General features: G+C 38.8%; 19 protein-coding genes. 13 read left to right on the top strand and 6 right to left on the bottom strand.

Annotation, left to right across the window (positions count from 1 at the left end):
• The first annotated feature begins 101 nt into the window (after positions 1-101).
• A complete protein-coding gene (locus CFY84_RS07650; RefSeq protein ID WP_088823727.1) occupies positions 102-707 on the top strand; it encodes a YqiA/YcfP family alpha/beta fold hydrolase in 606 nt (201 codons plus the stop codon).
• A 3-nt stretch (positions 708-710) separates the two neighbouring features.
• Positions 711-2,591: a DNA topoisomerase IV subunit B gene (parE, locus tag CFY84_RS07645; protein WP_088823627.1), complete on the top strand. Its 1,881-nt coding sequence runs from the start codon at positions 711-713 to the stop codon at positions 2,589-2,591.
• Between the two features lie 49 nt (positions 2,592-2,640).
• On the opposite strand, the gene CFY84_RS07640 is transcribed toward parE, so the two are convergent.
• Both CFY84_RS07640 and CFY84_RS07635 read right to left on the bottom strand, forming a co-directional pair.
• Entirely contained in the window at positions 2,641-2,892 is a 252-nt protein-coding gene (locus CFY84_RS07640; RefSeq protein ID WP_171289060.1) for a putative hemolysin, read from the bottom strand.
• 199 nt (positions 2,893-3,091) lie between these two features.
• Positions 3,092-3,973: an outer envelope protein gene (locus CFY84_RS07635; RefSeq protein ID WP_088823626.1), complete on the bottom strand. Its 882-nt coding sequence runs from the start codon at positions 3,971-3,973 to the stop codon at positions 3,092-3,094.
• A gap of 871 nt (positions 3,974-4,844) precedes the next feature.
• On the opposite strand from CFY84_RS07635, the gene CFY84_RS07630 reads away from it, so the two are divergent.
• The 4 genes from CFY84_RS07630 (at position 4,845) to dsbD (ending at position 8,464) form a co-directional block, all read left to right on the top strand.
• Positions 4,845-5,201 (top strand): HPF/RaiA family ribosome-associated protein, encoded by a 357-nt coding sequence (locus CFY84_RS07630; RefSeq protein ID WP_088823625.1) that lies wholly within the window; start codon positions 4,845-4,847, stop codon positions 5,199-5,201.
• 115 nt (positions 5,202-5,316) lie between these two features.
• Positions 5,317-5,862, top strand: a complete 546-nt coding sequence (locus tag CFY84_RS07625; RefSeq protein WP_088823624.1) for an ankyrin repeat domain-containing protein — start codon at positions 5,317-5,319, stop codon at positions 5,860-5,862.
• A gap of 15 nt (positions 5,863-5,877) precedes the next feature.
• The gene (locus CFY84_RS07620) at positions 5,878-6,648 is read left to right on the top strand and encodes a transporter (protein ID WP_228149618.1); all 771 of its coding nucleotides are present in this window, start codon (positions 5,878-5,880) and stop codon (positions 6,646-6,648) included.
• Between the two features lie 28 nt (positions 6,649-6,676).
• The gene (gene dsbD, locus CFY84_RS07615; protein ID WP_088823623.1) at positions 6,677-8,464 is read left to right on the top strand and encodes a protein-disulfide reductase DsbD; all 1,788 of its coding nucleotides are present in this window, start codon (positions 6,677-6,679) and stop codon (positions 8,462-8,464) included.
• 25 nt (positions 8,465-8,489) lie between these two features.
• Here the strand turns inward: dsbD and CFY84_RS07610 are convergent, their stop codons facing one another.
• Entirely contained in the window at positions 8,490-9,401 is a 912-nt protein-coding gene (locus CFY84_RS07610; RefSeq protein WP_088823724.1) for an alpha/beta hydrolase, read from the bottom strand.
• Between the two features lie 154 nt (positions 9,402-9,555).
• On the opposite strand from CFY84_RS07610, the gene CFY84_RS07605 reads away from it, so the two are divergent.
• The gene (locus tag CFY84_RS07605) at positions 9,556-9,993 is read left to right on the top strand and encodes a DUF2147 domain-containing protein (protein ID WP_088823622.1); all 438 of its coding nucleotides are present in this window, start codon (positions 9,556-9,558) and stop codon (positions 9,991-9,993) included.
• Here CFY84_RS07605 and CFY84_RS07600 read toward each other — a convergent pair whose 3' ends face one another.
• Both CFY84_RS07600 and CFY84_RS07595 read right to left on the bottom strand, forming a co-directional pair.
• Complete coding sequence (locus CFY84_RS07600; protein WP_088823621.1) at positions 9,994-10,356, bottom strand: Spx/MgsR family RNA polymerase-binding regulatory protein; 363 nt, start codon at positions 10,354-10,356, stop codon at positions 9,994-9,996.
• A gap of 551 nt (positions 10,357-10,907) precedes the next feature.
• A complete protein-coding gene (locus CFY84_RS07595) occupies positions 10,908-11,726 on the bottom strand; it encodes an exodeoxyribonuclease III (RefSeq protein WP_088823620.1) in 819 nt (272 codons plus the stop codon).
• A 45-nt stretch (positions 11,727-11,771) separates the two neighbouring features.
• Between CFY84_RS07595 and pyrE the strand changes: the two genes are divergently transcribed.
• The gene (gene pyrE, locus CFY84_RS07590) at positions 11,772-12,431 is read left to right on the top strand and encodes an orotate phosphoribosyltransferase (RefSeq protein ID WP_088823619.1); all 660 of its coding nucleotides are present in this window, start codon (positions 11,772-11,774) and stop codon (positions 12,429-12,431) included.
• Between the two features lie 25 nt (positions 12,432-12,456).
• Here the strand turns inward: pyrE and CFY84_RS07585 are convergent, their stop codons facing one another.
• On the bottom strand, positions 12,457-12,669 hold the full coding sequence (locus tag CFY84_RS07585) for a DUF1737 domain-containing protein (RefSeq protein ID WP_088823618.1): 213 nt from the start codon (positions 12,667-12,669) through the stop codon (positions 12,457-12,459).
• Between the two features lie 85 nt (positions 12,670-12,754).
• Here CFY84_RS07585 and CFY84_RS07580 point away from each other — a divergent pair, with 85 nt between their 5' ends.
• The 5 genes from CFY84_RS07580 (at position 12,755) to CFY84_RS07560 (ending at position 18,449) form a co-directional block, all read left to right on the top strand.
• A complete protein-coding gene (locus CFY84_RS07580; RefSeq protein ID WP_088823617.1) occupies positions 12,755-13,600 on the top strand; it encodes a shikimate 5-dehydrogenase in 846 nt (281 codons plus the stop codon).
• 15 nt (positions 13,601-13,615) lie between these two features.
• Positions 13,616-14,563, top strand: coding sequence for a glutathione synthase (gene gshB, locus CFY84_RS07575; protein ID WP_088823616.1), 948 nt, complete (start codon positions 13,616-13,618; stop codon positions 14,561-14,563).
• A 339-nt stretch (positions 14,564-14,902) separates the two neighbouring features.
• Positions 14,903-16,000, top strand: coding sequence for an undecaprenyldiphospho-muramoylpentapeptide beta-N-acetylglucosaminyltransferase (gene murG / locus CFY84_RS07570; protein ID WP_407640202.1), 1,098 nt, complete (start codon positions 14,903-14,905; stop codon positions 15,998-16,000).
• A gap of 14 nt (positions 16,001-16,014) precedes the next feature.
• Positions 16,015-17,475 (top strand): UDP-N-acetylmuramate--L-alanine ligase, encoded by a 1,461-nt coding sequence (gene murC, locus CFY84_RS07565; RefSeq protein ID WP_088823615.1) that lies wholly within the window; start codon positions 16,015-16,017, stop codon positions 17,473-17,475.
• Between the two features lie 44 nt (positions 17,476-17,519).
• Positions 17,520-18,449, top strand: coding sequence for a D-alanine--D-alanine ligase (locus tag CFY84_RS07560; RefSeq protein ID WP_088823614.1), 930 nt, complete (start codon positions 17,520-17,522; stop codon positions 18,447-18,449).
• Positions 18,450-18,452: the final 3 nt, after the last annotated feature.

The raw sequence follows: 18,452 nt of genomic DNA, 5'->3' as shown, positions 1-18,452 counted from the left end.
TTATATATAGCACTGATGTGCAAATCAGGCAAAATAAAACCATATGATTCGCTTTTAACTTAAACATGCTGTCAGCTTTATTAAAAAAACATTTAGGTCACATGCATGTGATCTATTTACATGGTTTTCAAAGTAACCATCGCTCGGTGAAAGGGCAGCTGTTGGCTGCGTATTGTCAGCAACATGTGCCTGAAATAAATGTGTATTTGCCTGATTTGAATCAATCTCCTCATGCTGTGGTGCAGCGGCTAGATCAGTATATTCAAGACCACACTGACAAACACTTGGTTTGTGTTGGTAGTAGTTTAGGTGGTTTTTATGCCAATTATTTGGCGAGTCAATATCATCTGCCTGCGGTATTGATCAATCCAGCCATTTCACCATGGCAACTTTTTAATAGTCGTTTTGGTCATCATCAATTGCCATTTGCTATTACAACGGATTGGACATTAACTCAAGATGACCTAAATTATTTACAATATGACATGGCGCATAAACCGCAAGATCTCAAAAAAATCTTATTGTTATTGCAACAAGGAGATGAAATCTTGGATTATCGTCATGCAGCACGCTATTATCATGCAGAAGATTCGCAATGTATGATGATCTTAGAGCAACAGGGAGATCATGTAATGCGTAACTTTGCAGACAAAATCCCGATGTTATTGATGTTTTTAGTGCATCGCTGTTTATCAAGGAATCTATAAAACGTGTCACAATATACTGCCCAATCGCTTGAAGTTCTATCAGGTTTAGATCCTGTTCGTCGTCGTCCGGGAATGTATACTGATACCACACGTCCAAATCACTTGGCGCAAGAAGTTATTGATAATGCTGTGGATGAAGCACTTGCAGGGCATGCTAATCAAGTGACTGTGACCGTGTATAAAGATGGCTCATTGGCTGTGCAAGATAACGGTCGTGGTATGCCTGTTGATATTCATCCTGAATATCAACAAAGCGGCATAGAAATTATTTTAACCAAACTTCATGCTGGCGGAAAATTCAGCACAGACAATTACCAATTTTCTGGTGGTTTACATGGCGTTGGAATTTCTGTGGTGAATGCATTATCGACACGTGTTGAAGTCGAAGTGCAGCGTCAAGGTCATCTGTATAAAATGGCATTTGAACATGGCGAACCTGTGACAGGTCTAGAGGTGACAAGTAATCGAATTGCCAAAAAAGTCTCGGGAACGCGCGTTCAGTTTTGGCCAGATAGTCAGTATTTTGACCATCCTAAATTTGCTTTAAAAGCCTTAAAGCACAACCTTAAAGCCAAAGCCGTTTTGGCCGCAGGGTTAAAAATTATCTACATTGATGAAATTAACCAAGAACAAATTGAATGGCAGTTTGAAAATGGCTTGGTTGATTACCTCATGGATGAATTGCAAGACCGTGAGATTTTGCCAGATCCTGCTTTTGTTGCTACAGGACAAATTGATAAAGCACAATGTGAATTTGCCTTGTGTTGGAATGTCGATGGCGGTGAGCAAGTTCAAGAAAGCTATGTCAATTTAATTCCCACAGCACAAGGCGGAACCCATGTGAATGGTTTACGCTCAGGTATTACAGATGCCTTACGTGAGTTTTGTGAATTAAGAAACCTTTTACCTCGTAACCTCAAACTGTCACCAGAAGATGTTTGGGATGGCGTGAACTATATTTTGTCGTTGAAATTACAAGAGCCACAATTTTCAGGACAAACCAAAGAACGTTTATCAAGTCGTGAAGCATCTGCGATTGTATTAAATATTGCCAAAGATGCATTTACTTTATGGCTTAACCAAAATGCAGAAACTGCCTCTCGCTTGGCTGAAATGGTGATTGCTAAAGCAGGACGCCGTTTAAAAGCAGCTAAAAAAGTTGAGCGTAAGCGTATTGCATCAGGGCCTGCACTGCCTGGAAAACTTGCAGACTGTTCAGGTCAAACCCGTGAAGAAAGTGAGTTGTTTATTGTTGAAGGAGATTCAGCAGGTGGCAGTGCCAAACAAGCCCGTGACAAAAACTTTCAGGCCATTATGCCGATTCGTGGCAAAATTTTAAACACATGGGAAGTTTCATCTGATGAAGTTTTGGCATCTCAAGAAGTCCATGATATTGCCATTGCCATTGGTGTAGACCCAGGCAGTGATGACTTATCAGAGTTACGTTATGGCAAAGTATGTATTTTGGCAGATGCCGATTCAGATGGATTGCATATTGCGACCTTACTTTGTGCATTGTTTGTGAAGCATTTTAGAGCTTTGGTTGAAGAGGGGCATTTATTTGTCGCTATGCCACCATTATTTCGAATTGACGATGGTAAAGATGTGCACTATGCCTTAGATGAGAATGAGCTAGAAGTAACCCTGAAAAAATGTAAAACAAAAAATCCGCAAATTACCCGTTTTAAAGGTCTAGGGGAAATGAACGCGAGCCAATTGCGTGAAACAACAATGGATCCAAACACACGCCGTTTGGTGCAACTAGATTTAGATGATATGCACTTTACCGCCAATTTACTCGATAAGTTGCTTGCCAAAAAGCGTTCTGCCGATCGGAAAGAATGGCTAGGCTTAAATGGTAATTTAGCGGATATTGACGTTTAAAATTCAATTAAAAAGCAAAAAACGGGATATGTTTACATATCCCGTTTTTTTATTGTGCTGAGTTATTTAACTCGCGGGTTTCTCGGTAGAGATCCCATTCATTTTTTTCGACCCCATTTGGCAGCTTACAGTTATAACTGATATTGCCAAACGCATCTTTTAATTTGCGTAATTTACCGCCTTCTTCAATACAATATTGGCTGGCTGGATTGGCTGTTGCCAAATTTTTGGCTGGGTTTTGGCTACACGCAGACAAAACAACACCACTACAAAGGCATGCCATCAAAATATGAAAACGCATAAATTATCCCATAAAAATAAGATTCAATATAACAAAGCAAGTTAAGCGCTGTGTAATGTTTTATCAGCAAGGCTTCATAAACACCACAAAATGTAAAAGAAACTGACGTCAATCAGAAGTCATTTCACACCATAAAGTGGATGAATGTATTGAGTTTGGGTGTGGATAAATCATTTGTTATCCACACTATATTCCTGTCTTAGAAGTGGTAGTCAACACGAACCATTGGCGTGTGTGCAGTTGCGCCTGCATTGCCACGAGATGGGTTACCAAATTTGTTGTGCCAATATTGATATTCAAAACCGACACGTAAGGTTTTATCATTTTTGCCCCATAATGAGCTCAAATCATACATCACCATGGCATCAATATTAATTTCAGGTGCTGTTTTGCCACCAAATTCATTTTTGCCTTTTGAGTCAATCCAAAGCGCATAGCCTTCAAATGACAATGGTGTTTTCGCAATTGGCATGCCCCATGTCAATTGAAATGCAACTGTTGGGTCATAGCTATAACGGCTATCAATACCTTTTGGTTTATTGCTTTCAAAAAAGGCAAGTGTACTGAAGCTTAAAAATCCAGGCACATCAAAGTTAATGGTTGGACCAACCACAAACATTTGCTTTTTTGAACTGTATGAGTCGTTTTTAGTGTTCCAATCAAATCCTGCAGTCAGTGAGTAACCACGAATCCCTTTTGACGACAAATCTTTTTTAAAGACTTTTCCAATGTCTAAGTTATTACGATAGACCACGTAAGCTTCTTGTGTACCTGTTTCATTTTGATCGCTACCAAATCCGCCATACTTTTCTTCTGATGACTGTAAAAAGTCAACGTTTAAAAAGTTTGTACCGTAGGCATATCCGCTGCTATGCGTAAATGAAAAAATATGTTTGGTAATATCTGTTCGAGAACCATCACTATTGTTTTTATAGGGTTCAGCAAAATCATTGCTATAACGCCAGCCGATTGCATTGTCACTCCAAAGTAGTGCAGATGCTGATTGAGAGAATAACAGCGTGCTGAACAACGAAGTTGCAATTGCCGATTTTCTATAAGTAGATAGGAGAGTAAACAACATAATAAATGCCCCAGTGGTCTTACCGCACGACCAAGATAAACGAGTATCTGACCTTAGTTTGCTAGACTGATGTGTTGAAATCAGCCATGTGTTGGCGTATCTAGCAAAAAATGAACCATACTGTAGTCAATTTGTATCAAAAAATAAACAAAAAATATGTTTTTTTGAAATTTACACATGAATTCATTCATTTAACTTAAATATAAATATGTTAAATCCGAGAAAAATAATGGATGGTTCATTTTAAACAGCTTGAAATATCTAGATTGAGCATTTCATTAGGTGTTTTGGGTTATCTAAAATGTCATGATCATTATTGATGCACTTATTTGGTGCTTGATAATAACAGTGCACGGTTTGAGTCATTGAATGTTTAAAATTTGCGGCTGCGAGCGCAGAAATAGTGCATTTAAAGTGCAAAATAAAGTATATGCATTATTTTGCATTTCTTCGCATAAAAGCTGCAAATGAATAGAATAAAAATACTTATCAGAAATAAATTAATTTCTTTAATCTGCTCAATTAGTAACAATTCATGTCTTTGTATCAATAAAAATAGCAAATAAAAAGTGTAATAATTCACTTAAATCATTTAATGATTGAATTTGTTTGCATAATAATTTGCATTAATTTTCAGGGCATGTTGCACAACGAAATGAATTGTTTTTGTTTTGCAAATTTTTAATAAATACCACTTGCATCTTTTTAAATTAAGCGCATATTAAAAGTATGGAAACAATTAATGGTGAGGTTTTTAGAAAAAATTAAATTATATGTTAAATTTATATCTATGAAAAATAATGCTATATAGTCGTAAGGTACATTTGTGTTTAAGATTTTTGTACCGTAAAGTCAAAAGTGAGGACGATTTATGAATATTGAAATTCGCACCGACAAGAACATCAAAAATAGTGAACGTTTAATCAGTTACATCCGTACATCTTTAAATGAAAAGTTCCAACGACATGGTGAGAAAATCACCCATTTTTCAGTCCATATCAGCGATGAAAATGCCGCAAAAGGGGGAGAAGAAGATTTGCGTTGTATGATTGAAGCACGTCCGGCAGGCATTAAACCTGTGGCAGTGTCTCATAAAGCAACCAATATTGATGCAGCAATTCATGGTGCTGTGGTACGACTAAAGCATAGCCTAGACCATATTTTTGAGAAAAAGAAAAATCCGCGTGTGCCTAAACCTCTATTAGAAGCAGTTGAAAGCAGCATTTAAAGTGGATTATTTAAAAAAGCGCCTGTTGGCGCTTTTTTTATCGTTTATAATGGCATGATTCAACCACTTCTAGCCAATTTACGTGCAGTTCAAGCACACATTAAACGAGATCGCTATGCTGACAACAGAACAACAAGCGCTAGTTAAAGCACTTGAAGAATTAGATTTGACGACAGTTCAAACATTATTAAGTACAGGCTTAGATGTGAATTTCATTGATCCTGATCAAGGATTTCCAATTTCTATTGTTTGTGATGGATTATTTCAGTGGTGGGAAGGGGTCGCTGAGGCATATGAGTCTGGGCAACCTTTATCAGAACAAGAAAAAACAGATCGCTTAAGCATTCATTTACAATTATTGGATGCTTTAATTGCCGCTCAAGCCAATGTGCATTTGTGGGACAGTGAAGAGTTTTATGGTCCACTTTGGGATGCTGCAAGTGCAGCATGTGTACCTGCTGTAGAGCGCTTATTGGCTGAATCCGTCGACCCAAATACACGAGATGATGAAAATTTAACTATATTGTCGTCTATTAGTCAGTTATTCTTTGAATGCGACTATGATGAAATCGATTGGTCACAAGCCTTACCTGAAGAAAAAAAGACTTTGCAAACACTCCGAGAGCATGGTGCAAAGATGTCTAAAGAGTTGAATACATAAATGTTTGGTATTGATATGAATAACAAGTTAAGAATGACAACACTTGTATTGGCAACATTGGTCACAACGCAAGTTTTTGCAGAAGATTTTTCTTTTGATCGTCCACGTACTGGATTTACCACAAGTATTACACCCGTTGGGAACTTAGCTTGGGAGCAAAGCTTACCAACAGTTCAATATACTGAAGCAGATCGTCAAAATGATCAGCAAAAGACCATTGCGATCCAAGGTGACATGTTATTGCGTACAGGTTTAACAAAAGACCTTGAATTACGTGTAGGCTTTGGCGGTCCGGGTTGGATCAGAACCAACCAAGCGGGTAAAAAAATTACAGATGAAGGTTTAGGTGATGTCAGTATTGGTTTGAAAAAGGCCATTGATTTAAATGATGACCGTATGAGTATGGCATTACTTGCTCAAGCACAAATCGCGACAGGCAATGATGGCTTTACAGCACACGATGATATTTATACTGTGGCATCTACCGTGAACTATATTCAAAATGAGTTTTTAACCACAGGCATTACCATGCGTTATGAAATTCAAAATAGCACATGGGCTGTGACAGCCATTCCAACATTAAACTATAAGTTTTCTAAGAAATGGTCAGGTTATTCTGAATTCGTTTACCGTAAACAAGAAAGCGAAAATATTCAAAGCACTTTGGCAATAGGTGTAATGTATAGTGTCAATCAGCGTATGCAACTTGATGCAAACATTGGTGCAAGTCTAAGTGGCGATATTCCTGATTATAAAGGCGGTTTTGGCGTATCTTTCTTATTTTAATCAACACAATAGTTGATAGCGTGATGGGGTGAATCAATTGGTAAATATAAAAGCAACATTGCGTTTGGGGATACAATGTATTTTATGTTTGCTGGTATCAAGTAGCATTTATGCCAACGATGCCCCATTGTTGCCTGCTGCACAAGCATTTGCTTTTTCAGCAGAGTCAGATTCATCTCAAACAGCAACTCTTCGTTGGCAGATTGCACCTGATTACTATTTATACCAACAAAAAATTGCAGTTACAGCGCAGAAGCAAAACGTAGCAATTGCTTTCCCAAAGGCCATTGCTCAGCATGATGAAAACTTTGGACAAAGTTTGGTGTATTACCACAATTTGGCATTTAAAATCCAAGTTCAACCAAACACCACGTATTCGATAACTTGGCAAGGTTGTGCTAAAGATCGTTTGTGCTATCCACCGCAGCATACTGAAGTGACGACCGATTTAAATGGGCTAATCAGCCAAGACCAAGCGCAAACACATAATGCATTGCGTTTATCTGATCTTGCTGCACAGTCATCAAATACGCTACAACCTGCGGCAGCAGCAATACCAAGTCAAAATGTAAAATCTGTTGCAGAAGACCAACGTTGGTCAGATCAATTACAAGACCATTCATTCATTTATGGTTTAGGGCTATTTTTAGGGCTTGGTTTTTTATTGGCATTTACACCCTGTTCTTTGCCAATGCTGCCGATTGTCAGCTCTTTAATTTTACGTGATCAAAAAGGCACAAAAGCATGGCTGACAGCACTTACTTTTGTGGTCAGTATGGCATCGGTCTATGCTCTTTTAGGAATAGTTGCCTCCTATGCAGGACTTGGTTTTCAGCGCTGGTTACAACAACCGAGTACGTTAATTGCATTTAGTGGATTATTTATTTTATTTGCGTTGAACTTATTTGGTTTATTTGAAATTCGATTGCCATCCGCCCTAACCAATCGCCTAGACCGTGTACAGTCTACACAAAAAGGTGGCTCATTAATGGGTACTGCCGTCATGGGTGCAGTATCTGCACTATTGGTTGGCCCATGTATGACTGCACCGCTTGCTGGGGCTTTGTTGTTTATTTCACAGACACAAAATCAATGGCATGGTGCAACGCTTTTATTTGCTTTGGGCTTTGGTATGGGCATCCCTTTGCTGCTTGTGAGTTTAGTCGGCACCAAAGTTTTGCCTAAAGCGGGCGAATGGATGAATCAAATTAAAATCATCTTTGCCTTTATTATGCTTGGCTTGGCATTGTATTTTGTACGACCGCTACTTTCACCTTTGACCATGTTGCTCTGTAGTCAAGCGCTGTTCATCAGTGCAACAGCATATGCGCTTTATGCCATTTATAAGCAATCAGTAGGCTTAAAAGCATTGTATTTGGTGTTGGCGATCGGAACTGTGAGTGCTGCTGTCTACACACAACATGAATACCAAAATGCGCAGTCACAACACGATGTACTAACATGGCATGTGGCTAAAAATGCCAATGAATTTCAGCAGCTATTAAGTCAAGCACCTGCCAATCAGGCAGTTGTGATTGATGTTTATGCAGATTGGTGTGTAGCGTGTCAGCCTATTGAACATAAAATTCTTAAACAGACTGACGTTCAACAGGCATTACAGCCATATTATTTAATTAAATTTGATTTAAGCCAATATGACCCATCACAGCAGACAATTTTATCGACTTGGGATTTACTTGGTCCACCAACATATTTATTTTTAAATACAGCACACCAAGAACAGCGTGAATTAAGGCTTACGGGTGAGTTTCATGCAGACACCTTATTAACACAGTTGGCTGCATTAAAACCCTAAATTAAAGAAGATGCATGGGGTGAGCTCATGCATCTTCTTTGAGTTGTTCAACAAAGTGTGCAATGTCGTGTAATGCAGTTTGTCCTTCCTCAAACCATGCATTAAACATAAAGAAATTATGCCACATGCCCGTATAAAGTTTATATGTGGCTTCAACTTCTGCAGTATCTGCCATTTCCTTGAGCCGTTTAGCATCATCCATCAGTAATGATTTACTGCCGACTTGAATAAACAGTGGCGGTAGCCCTCTTAAATCATCAAATAATGGAGAAACCCTTGGGTTGTCTACTTCATAATTTGTGTGGTCAAGGTAGTAGTGAATCGCTTGCTGTAAAAATTTAGGTGACATTACTGCATCATGTTTTTGGTTATAACGCACCGATCCGCTGGTTAATGTTAAGTCTAAAAATGGTGATAATAAAATTAAAGCACAAGGCAAAGCTGTGGTTTTTTGACGTACTAAGCGCAGCGCTAAACTTAATGCAATATTGGCACCGCTATCATCACCTGCCAAAATAATATTTTTAGGCTCAATACCTGATTCAACCAATGTTATATACGCATGGTAAATGGCTTCTGCAGATTCAGGAAACGTAGTTTCAGGCGCCAAAGGATAATCTAAATGAATAGCTGGAATTTTACTGGCACGGACTAAGTCACAAATCCAAGCACGATGTGATTTGAGCGAACCCAAGCAAAAACCGCCACCATGAAAGTATAAAATGACTTTAGGGCTTGTGATTGCAAGTGGGGATATTTTTTCAGCTGTCATAGACCCCAATGCATAGTCAGCAATATGAATTTGTTCTTTATTTAAAGGAAAGATTTGGCTGACTTGCTCAGTAAAAATACGCATGATTTTAGGCGATAAACGACGTGTGCTTGGATAGCGAACCGTGCCTTTGAGTAACCCTTCAACAAAATATTGTTTCCACATCTCATGCATCGTAATTATCCTATTATTGTCATAAAATAGATGAAGTATTATTTGTATTCTTCAGTCAATCAGTCAGTTTACACCAATCTGATTGGATTGGTAAAAACGTATTTAGATCAAAATTCAATCAAATGATTGATGTGTCGAGGGAACAATGAAAAAATTATTGCTTGCATTTACTATGCTCGGTTTAGCTACTGCAGCATCTGCCGCAGACCCACTACATGGTACTGTGTGGAAAACCATTGACGACAGTACCAAACAAGCCAAAGCACAAGTTGTATTTAATCAACAAGCTGATGGTACATTATCTGCGAATATTCAACGCATATTTGGTGGTGATGCAGGGGGGATTTGTTCATCATGTGAAGGCAAATACCACAATAAATCATTGCAAGGCGTGACGATTGTTTCAGGGCTAAAGCCGATTGGAAATAATCAATATGAAGGTGGAGAGATTTTAGACCCTAAAAACGGTAAAACTTACCGTTTAAAAGGTGAACTTACACAGCAAAATAAAGTACTGAAATTAAGAGGGTATTTGGGTGTCGCATTATTGGGTCGTGACCAAGTATGGCAACGTATTCAATAATTATTTAGATATATTTTGATGAAGCGCTCGGTATTGTGCCTCATCAAAACCAATAATGAGCCCATGTGCAGTTTCAAGCACAGGGCGTTTAATTAAGCTGGTATGTGCTTTTAAAGTTTCAATTAATTCTGCCTGACCGACAAGCGCATGCTCTTGTTCTTCTTCACTGAGTTTGCGCCATGTAGTGCCTTTTTTATTTAAAATAAGCGCAGCGCCTGCTTCATTTAACCATGTATGTAGCGTGTCTTCGTCAATGCTTTGTTTTTTGTAGTCATGAAACTCATAACTTAAACCCAATTCATTGAGTAAATCGAATGCTTTTTTCATGCTTGAGCAATTTTTAATGCCGTAAATTTTTAACATATTATGATACGTTTTAATTGAAGGAATTGATAAATAAGCCTAGCGTAAAATAAAATAACTCGCTATATTAAATTTTGTTTTCAGTATTTTAAAACAAGAAAACCCGCATTAAATCATCCTGATTATGCGGGTCTCGAGTTTCAACGTCCAATGTCACATCCTTGAGAAAACCTGTAAATAAATTTACCGACTTTCTTTTTCATCCTACGGCGTCCAATCCTTTTCTGTCATCCTGACATGTCCCTTTGCCGTACAGGAATAATGCGCTTATTTTAGTGAGATAAATATCATCTTGGACGACAAAGAATGTAAGCCTTTTACCATGCCCAAGAGAACATATGTTCACATTTGAAATAAGCTTTTGATAAATAGTGATAAAGGATATTAGGGGTAGGTAATTTTTATTCAATTATTTTAATTTTTTTATATATTTTTTGAACTTCTATTACAGATTAGTTGCTTATCATGATGATTTGATGACATAGGAACAACAAACATGACAAAAAATGACCAATAGGTCAAATCTTATCATGTTTTTTTGTCGCTTATGATTAGATTTTATAGTCAATGATGACAGGGGCATGATCACTAAACCACTGATCACGGTATACCCATGCATTGACTGTACGATCTTTCCAATCAGGGCTGCATGCATGGTAGTCAATTCGCCACCCAACATTTTTAGCACGTGCTTGACCACGATTAGACCACCACGAATATAATTCAGCTTCAGGACGAACAGTACGGAAAGTATCAACATACCCTAGCTCATCATACATATGATCTAGCCATTCACGTTCATGTGGTAAGCAACCGGATGAATTTTTATTGCCTGACCAATTTTTAATATCAATGCGTTTATGAACAATGTTGTAATCACCGCAGATGATGATCGATTTTTTTTCATCACGCCATTGCTTTAATATAGCTTGATACTTTTCTAAGAAAATATCTTTTCGGGCTTGTGCTTCATCACCTGATGAACCCGATGGTAAGTACAACGAACAAATAAATGCATTTTGACCTAGGCCTAAATCGAACTCAGCTGCAATAAATCGACCTTGTGAATCAGCCAATTCAAAACCAAGACCATCTTGCACAGACACAAAAGGCAGACGACTATAAATAGCTGTGCCTGCATAACCTGCACGCTCAGCTGGGAACAAATGGGTATACCAACCTTCAGGTTTAAATTGTTCAGTCCATTGAATTGGCGTAATACGGCTTTCTTGCATACAGACCACATCGGCTTCGGATTGTTCTAACCACTCAAGTAGGCCTTTTTTTACCGATGCACGTAATCCATTTACATTTAATGAGACCACACGAAGAATTTTTTCATCACTCGAATAGCTATCCTTTGGTATCATGGCTTAGTTTTACCTCAATGTCGAAAAAAACGGAGCACCTCATTCATGACAACGCCTTCTCAATTTAACTCGCAAGCTTTTATTGAACTTGCCTTATCACGTGGTGTGCTTAAGTTTGGTGAGTTTACTTTAAAATCAGGTCGTGTGAGCCCTTATTTTTTTAATGCAGGCTTATTAAACGACGGAGATGCGTTGTCATTATTAGCACAAGGTTATGCAGCTCAGTTGAATCAATGTGAAAATGTGGAAGTGATTTTTGGTCCTGCTTATAAAGGCATCCCATTTGTAGCAGCAACAGCAGTGGCACTCTCTCAGCACCATGGGAAAAGTGTACCATGGGGCTTTAACCGTAAAGAGGCCAAAGACCATGGCGAAGGTGGTGTATTGGTTGGTGCTGCTGTATCCGGCAAAAAAGTATGGATTATCGATGATGTCATTACTGCAGGAACTGCGATTCGTGAAGTGGTACAGATATTACGTCAAGCGGGGGCAAGTATAGCAGGTGTATTGGTGGCATTAGACCGCCAAGAATGTGGTCAAACTAAATTGTCAGCAATCCAAGAAGTACAGCAACAGCTTGAAATTCCAGTTCATGCGTTAATTACAATGCATGATTTAATGGATTATTTAGAGGCTAAAGGCGAAACAACAGCCCTAGCGAATATGAAAGCATATCGAGATCGCTACGGTATTCAAACGATCTAATAAAAAGGAGCTTATGCTCCTTTTTTTATGAGGCTTGTTTTAGTTCATTCAAAATATCGGTACTTTCTTGATAATCATGAGAAGTTTCTTTAGTGATGGCTTGTCCAACAATAATATGCTCGCCATTAAATGACATAGTAGGTGAACCATATAGTTCCCATCCTAAATTGAGAGCTTTTGTGACACGTGCACAAAATGCAGCATCATCTACCCCAGTTAAGTAACGATATAATTTCACAGTATGATTCTCCTGTAATTTTTTTTTGAATGGTATACATTATTCAGTGCGTCATAATAAATATCAAAAAAGGAAAGATATAAAAATGGATAAGGACACCATACTTTGCCTTTCATTGGCTGCAAATCCGAGTAATTTTGGTACACGGTTTCACAATTTTTTGTATCAAGCTTTAGGTTTAAATTATTTATATAAAGCATTTGCGCCAGCAGATTTATCTCAAGCATTGCAAGGCGTGAGAGGGCTTCCTGTGCGAGGCTGTGCAATTTCAATGCCCTATAAAGAAGATGCTATACAATGGGTTGATGAACTTGATGCATCTGTACAAGCTATTCAGTCGGTCAATACCATTGTCAATACAGACGGAATATTAAAAGCATATAATACTGATTATATTGCGATTCAAAAAATTATAGAACGGCATAACATTTCATCCAAGAGTCGCTTTGCAGTTCGAGGCAATGGGGGGATGGCTAAAGCAGTATTGTTTGCTTTAAAGCAAAAAGGCTTTGAAAATGGTGTGGTTGTGGCTAAAAACCGTGTTAAAGGCATTGCACTTGCGAAAACATTGGGTTATGAATGGAAAGAGGCAATATCAGCGGCATCATTTGATCTTCTCATTAATGCCACACCCATCGGTATGGCAGGTTCAGATGTAGCTCATGAATTGGCATTTGATGAAGACAGCATTAGGCAAGCACAAATTGTTTTTGATGTGGTTGCTTTACCTGAAGAGACGCCATTGATCCAAAAAGCCCGCGAGCTTCATAAAGCCACAATTTCAGGTGCAGAAGTGTTTAGCTTACAAGCATTAGAACAATTTTATTTGTATACCGGGGTTTATCCCGATCAACATTTGTTTCAAAAAGCTGCTGAATTTTCTCGTCAAGAAACAGCCAAAATTCAAATTGAATGTCTTTATAAATCATAAAACCGAGTAAGTATTATGCGTATTCTTGTGGTCATGGACCCGATTCAACACGTTAATCTAAAAAAAGATTCAACCATGGCAATGCTGTGGGCAGCGAGCCGCCGTGGGCATTCACTCAGCTATATTGAACAGTCAGATTTATATCTTGATCAAGGCAAAGCATGGGGTTTAACGGCTGATTTAAAAGTGTTTGAGCATCAAGCCGATTATTATCATTTGGGTGAGCAAGTAAAAACTCAGCTTGCAGATTTTGATGTCATTTTGATGCGTAAAGATCCGCCATTTGACATGAATTTTGTCTATACCACGTATATTTTAGAGCAAGCTGAGCGTGAAGGGGTTTTGGTGGTAAATAAGCCGCAGTCTTTACGTGATTGTAATGAAAAACTCTTTGCAACACAGTTTCCTGAGCTTCAAGTTCCAACGCTTGTAACATCAAGAGCCAGTTTAATTCGCGAATTTATTGCAACCCATCAAGATGTGATTGTAAAACCTTTAGATGGTATGGGTGGAACAGGTATTTTTCGGGTAACTCATGGTGGTTTAAACATTGGTGCAACGTTAGAAATGCTCACTTCATTAGGTACAGTTCCTATTATGGCACAACGTTATATTCCTGAAATTGTTGATGGAGATAAACGTATTTTAATGATTAACGGTGAACCTGTACCTTATTGCTTAGCACGTATTCCTCAAGGTGGTGAAGTACGTGGTAATCTTGCTGCAGGTGGTTTAGGTGAAGCACGACCACTCACTGAAAAAGACCGTGAAATTGCCGAAAAAGTAGGTCCATTTCTTCGTGACAAAGGTTTATTCTTTGTTGGCTTAGATGTGATTGGTGAATATGTGACTGAAATTAATGTAACCAGTCCAACCTGTATTCGTGAAATTGATGCTCAATATGGTACATCAATTGCCGATTTATTATTTGATGTGATTGAGGCAAAACGCTCAGCATCATAAGCGTGCAATTGTCGTTAAAATGTACGTAGCAGATGGTATGTCATAACACACTGTGTTTTAATACGCAGTGTGTTTTTTATTTTAAAGCACAGTCAAAATAACAAATAAAATGGAATAAATTTACAATTCAAGTAATGAATCCTGAAGATACCTTACTTATTGTAGGCATAAATAATGGTGAAATCTAAAATTTTATCGCAATTGATTCAAGCACCTTCATGAAATAGCTTGATTGCATCAATATTTGTTGAAAAGGCGTGAAAATCATTCACCCCCTTTGGCACTTTATGATTAAAATAAGATTTTTAAAATGATCACTTTGCAGTTGAAGTTATACACGTGAGCAAATCTGAAATTCCAAACCGTAAACATGTCATGATGATGGCCGCAGGCACAGGCGGTCATGTGTTTCCTGCATTAGCAGTCGCCAAGCAATTAAAGCAACAAGGGCATCAAGTTTCATGGCTTGCGACACCGCATGGTATGGAAAATAGACTGCTTCAAAATGAAGATATTCCAATTTATCAAATTGATATTCAGGGTGTCCGTGGTAATGGATTATTTCGTAAAGTGGCAGCGCCATTTAAAATTCTTAAAGCTGTTGTCTGCACCATTCGATTATTAAAAAAACATCAAGTGGATGCTGTAGCAGGTTTTGGTGGATATGTGGCAGGGCCGGGTGGTTTAGCTGCCCGTGCTTTGGGTATTCCGGTACTTATTCATGAGCAAAATGCAGTTGCAGGCTTTACCAATGTGCAATTATTACGTGTTGCCAAAATTGCGTGCCAAGCTTTTCCAAAAACATTTCCTGAACATACGCGAATTGTGACCACCGGCAATCCTGTGCGTGAAGAAATTTCTAATATTTTTAGTCCTGCATGGCGTTATGAACAGCGTGAAAAGCAACAATTGCCATTAAATATCTTAATTGTTGGTGGTTCGTTGGGCGCTCAAGTGTTTAACCAAACTTTACCACAGGTATTTAAACAGTTTGATATGCCGCTTCACATTACCCATCAAACGGGTCAAAAACAATTTGAAGAAACCCAAGCGCGTTATGCAGATTATCCATCGCATATACAGGTTCAAACCACTGCATTTATTGCAGATATGGCAACGGCTTATCGAGATGCAGACTTAATTATTTGTCGTGCAGGCGCACTGACGGTGACTGAAGTTGCAACCGCAGGTGTTGCTGCACTGTTTGTACCATTGCCAAGTGCTGTGGATGACCATCAAACAGCCAATGCCAAGTTTTTATCCCAAGACAATGCTGCCAAGCTGTGTCCACAAACTGAGTTTACACAAGACAGCTTGTATCACACCTTAACTGACTTGTTTAATCGCCAAAGATTGACAGAAATGGCAGTAAAAGCACGTCAAAAAGCACAACCGAATGCGACACAGCATGTCGTTGATTTAATTGAAACACTATAATATTTGAGCTCCCTATGTCACCAACACCTTTTCAAACTCATCTCGAAAAAACGTTGATTCGAATTCCAGAAATGCGCCGTATTAAGCATATTCACTTTGTGGGTATTGGTGGGGCCGGCATGTGTGGTATTGCTGAGGTATTAAAAAATCAAGGATATTTGGTTTCAGGGTCAGATATTAAAGCGTCAAAAACCACGGCTCAATTAGAACAAGATGGGTTAACGGTATTTATTGGTCACAGTGCTGATAATATTCAAGGTGCTGATGTGATTGTGGTGTCAACCGCCATTGATCGTGATAATCCTGAAATTAAAGCAGCATTGGCACAGCGTATTCCATTGGTACGTCGTGCAGAAATGCTAGGCGAACTTATGCGTTACCGTCATGGTATTGCAGTAGCAGGTACACATGGAAAGACCACTACCACCAGTTTATTGACCACAATTTTGGCTGAAGAAAACTTTGATCCGACTTATGTGATTGGCGGATTATTGAATCGAACCGGTGTGAATGCTGCATTGGGGGAGAGCCGATTTATTGTGGTTGAAGCCGATGAATCTGATGCATCATTTTTACATTTACAGCCTATGGCTGCGATTGTGACTAATGTTGATGCCGATCATATGGATACGTATCAAGGCAGCTTTGATAAGTTAAAAGAAACTTTTGTTGAGTTTATTCGTAGATTGCCTTTTTATGGGTTAGCTGTGGTCTGTGGCGACGATCGCAATGTACGTGAAATTATGCCAAGTTTTGGTCGTCCCATTTTGACGTATGGTTTTGATGAAGACAACGATATCCGTGCAATTGATGTTGTTCAAGATGGCATGCAGTCGCATTTTACAGTGCTTCGTAAAGACCGTTCACCACTTCGCTTAACCATTAATCAGCCCGGTCTACATAATATTTTAAATGCGCTTGCCGCAATTGGTATTGCAACAGATGAAGGCGTGTCTGATGGTGCAATCAGCCGTGCATTAAAAAACTTTGGTGGGGTAGGACGCCGTTTTCAAATTCAAGGCGAATATCCAGTGGCAGAGGGCACTGTAAAGTTAATTGATGATTATGGTCATCACCCAAAAGAAGTCGATGCCACCATCAAAGCTGCACGTCAAAGTCATCCTGACCGACGTTTGGTCATGATTTTTCAACCCCATCGTTTTTCACGTACACGTGATTGTTTTGATGATTTTGTTGATGTGCTCTCTGAAGTGGATGAATTGGTTTTACTTGAGGTGTATCCTGCAGGTGAAAAACCGATTGTTGGTGCAGACAGTCGTGCTTTAGCAAGAAGTATTCGATTACGTGGTCAAGTTGAACCTATTTTAATTGATCCGCTTGATGAGAACCATTTAGAACAAGTGTTAAGAAAACTTTTACATGCCAATGATTTGGTGATGACACAAGGCGCAGGTAATGTTGGCGCAATCTCATCTGAGCTTGCACAAAAGCAGTTGTATTTACAACAGGTTTAGTCATTTATGATTATGACCGTTCATTAGATTAGAGAAAGAATAAGGTGTCATCTATGCAAAAGTTTGGAAAAGTAGCAGTATTGTTCGGCGGTCATTCTGCAGAACGCCAAGTGTCATTAGACAGTGGTCAAGCTGTATTTGACTCATTAATTCGTTCAGGTGTTCAAGCAGAAGCATTTGATCCACAGCAGCGCCCAATTGCTGAGTTACAGCAGTATGACCGTGTTTTTATTGTATTGCATGGTCGAGGCGGTGAAGATGGTCAAATTCAAGGTTTACTTGAATGGTTTAAAGTACCTTATACCGGTACAGGTGTGCAGGGCTCTGCCATTGGTATGGATAAAATTAAAACCAAACAAATTTGGCAAGGTAGTGATTTACCAACAGCACCTTACCGCATAGTGACTCAAGATTCAGATCCTGAACAGGTTGTTGCTGAATTGGGTTTACCGCTCATTATCAAGCCTGTGCATGAAGGTTCAAGTATTGGTATGAGTAAAGTTGAGCGTGTAGAAGACTTGGCTGCAGCCATTGAAAAAGCCATTGCTTTAGATGATGTGGTGATGGCAGAAAAATGGATTACAGGTAAGGAATACACTATTGTGGTATTGAATGGTGAAGCATTGCCTGTGATTCGTTTGCAACCACCAAAAGATGTTGCATTTTACGACTATGATGCAAAATATCAGCGTAATGATGTTGAATATGGTATTCCAAGTGGATTGTCAGATGAAGATGAAGCACAGCTTAAAGCACTGACTTTACGCGCTTTTCATGCTGTTGGTGCAGAAGGTTGGGGACGTATTGATGCCATGCAAGATGAAAACGGCACTTTTTGGTTGCTTGAAGTCAATACAGTACCAGGTATGACCAGTCATTCACTTGTTCCAAAGGCAGCGCAAGCGATTGGCTATAGCTTTGATCGCTTATGCTTAGAAATTCTAGAACAAACTCTGACCAAAACGGCTCACTAATTT

The sequence above is a fragment of the Acinetobacter apis genome, from assembly GCF_900197575.1.
GTDB lineage: Bacteria > Pseudomonadota > Gammaproteobacteria > Pseudomonadales > Moraxellaceae > Acinetobacter > Acinetobacter apis.
The sequence above is the reverse complement of the archived record's forward strand: the minus strand, read 5'-3'. Positions and strand labels throughout refer to the sequence as shown.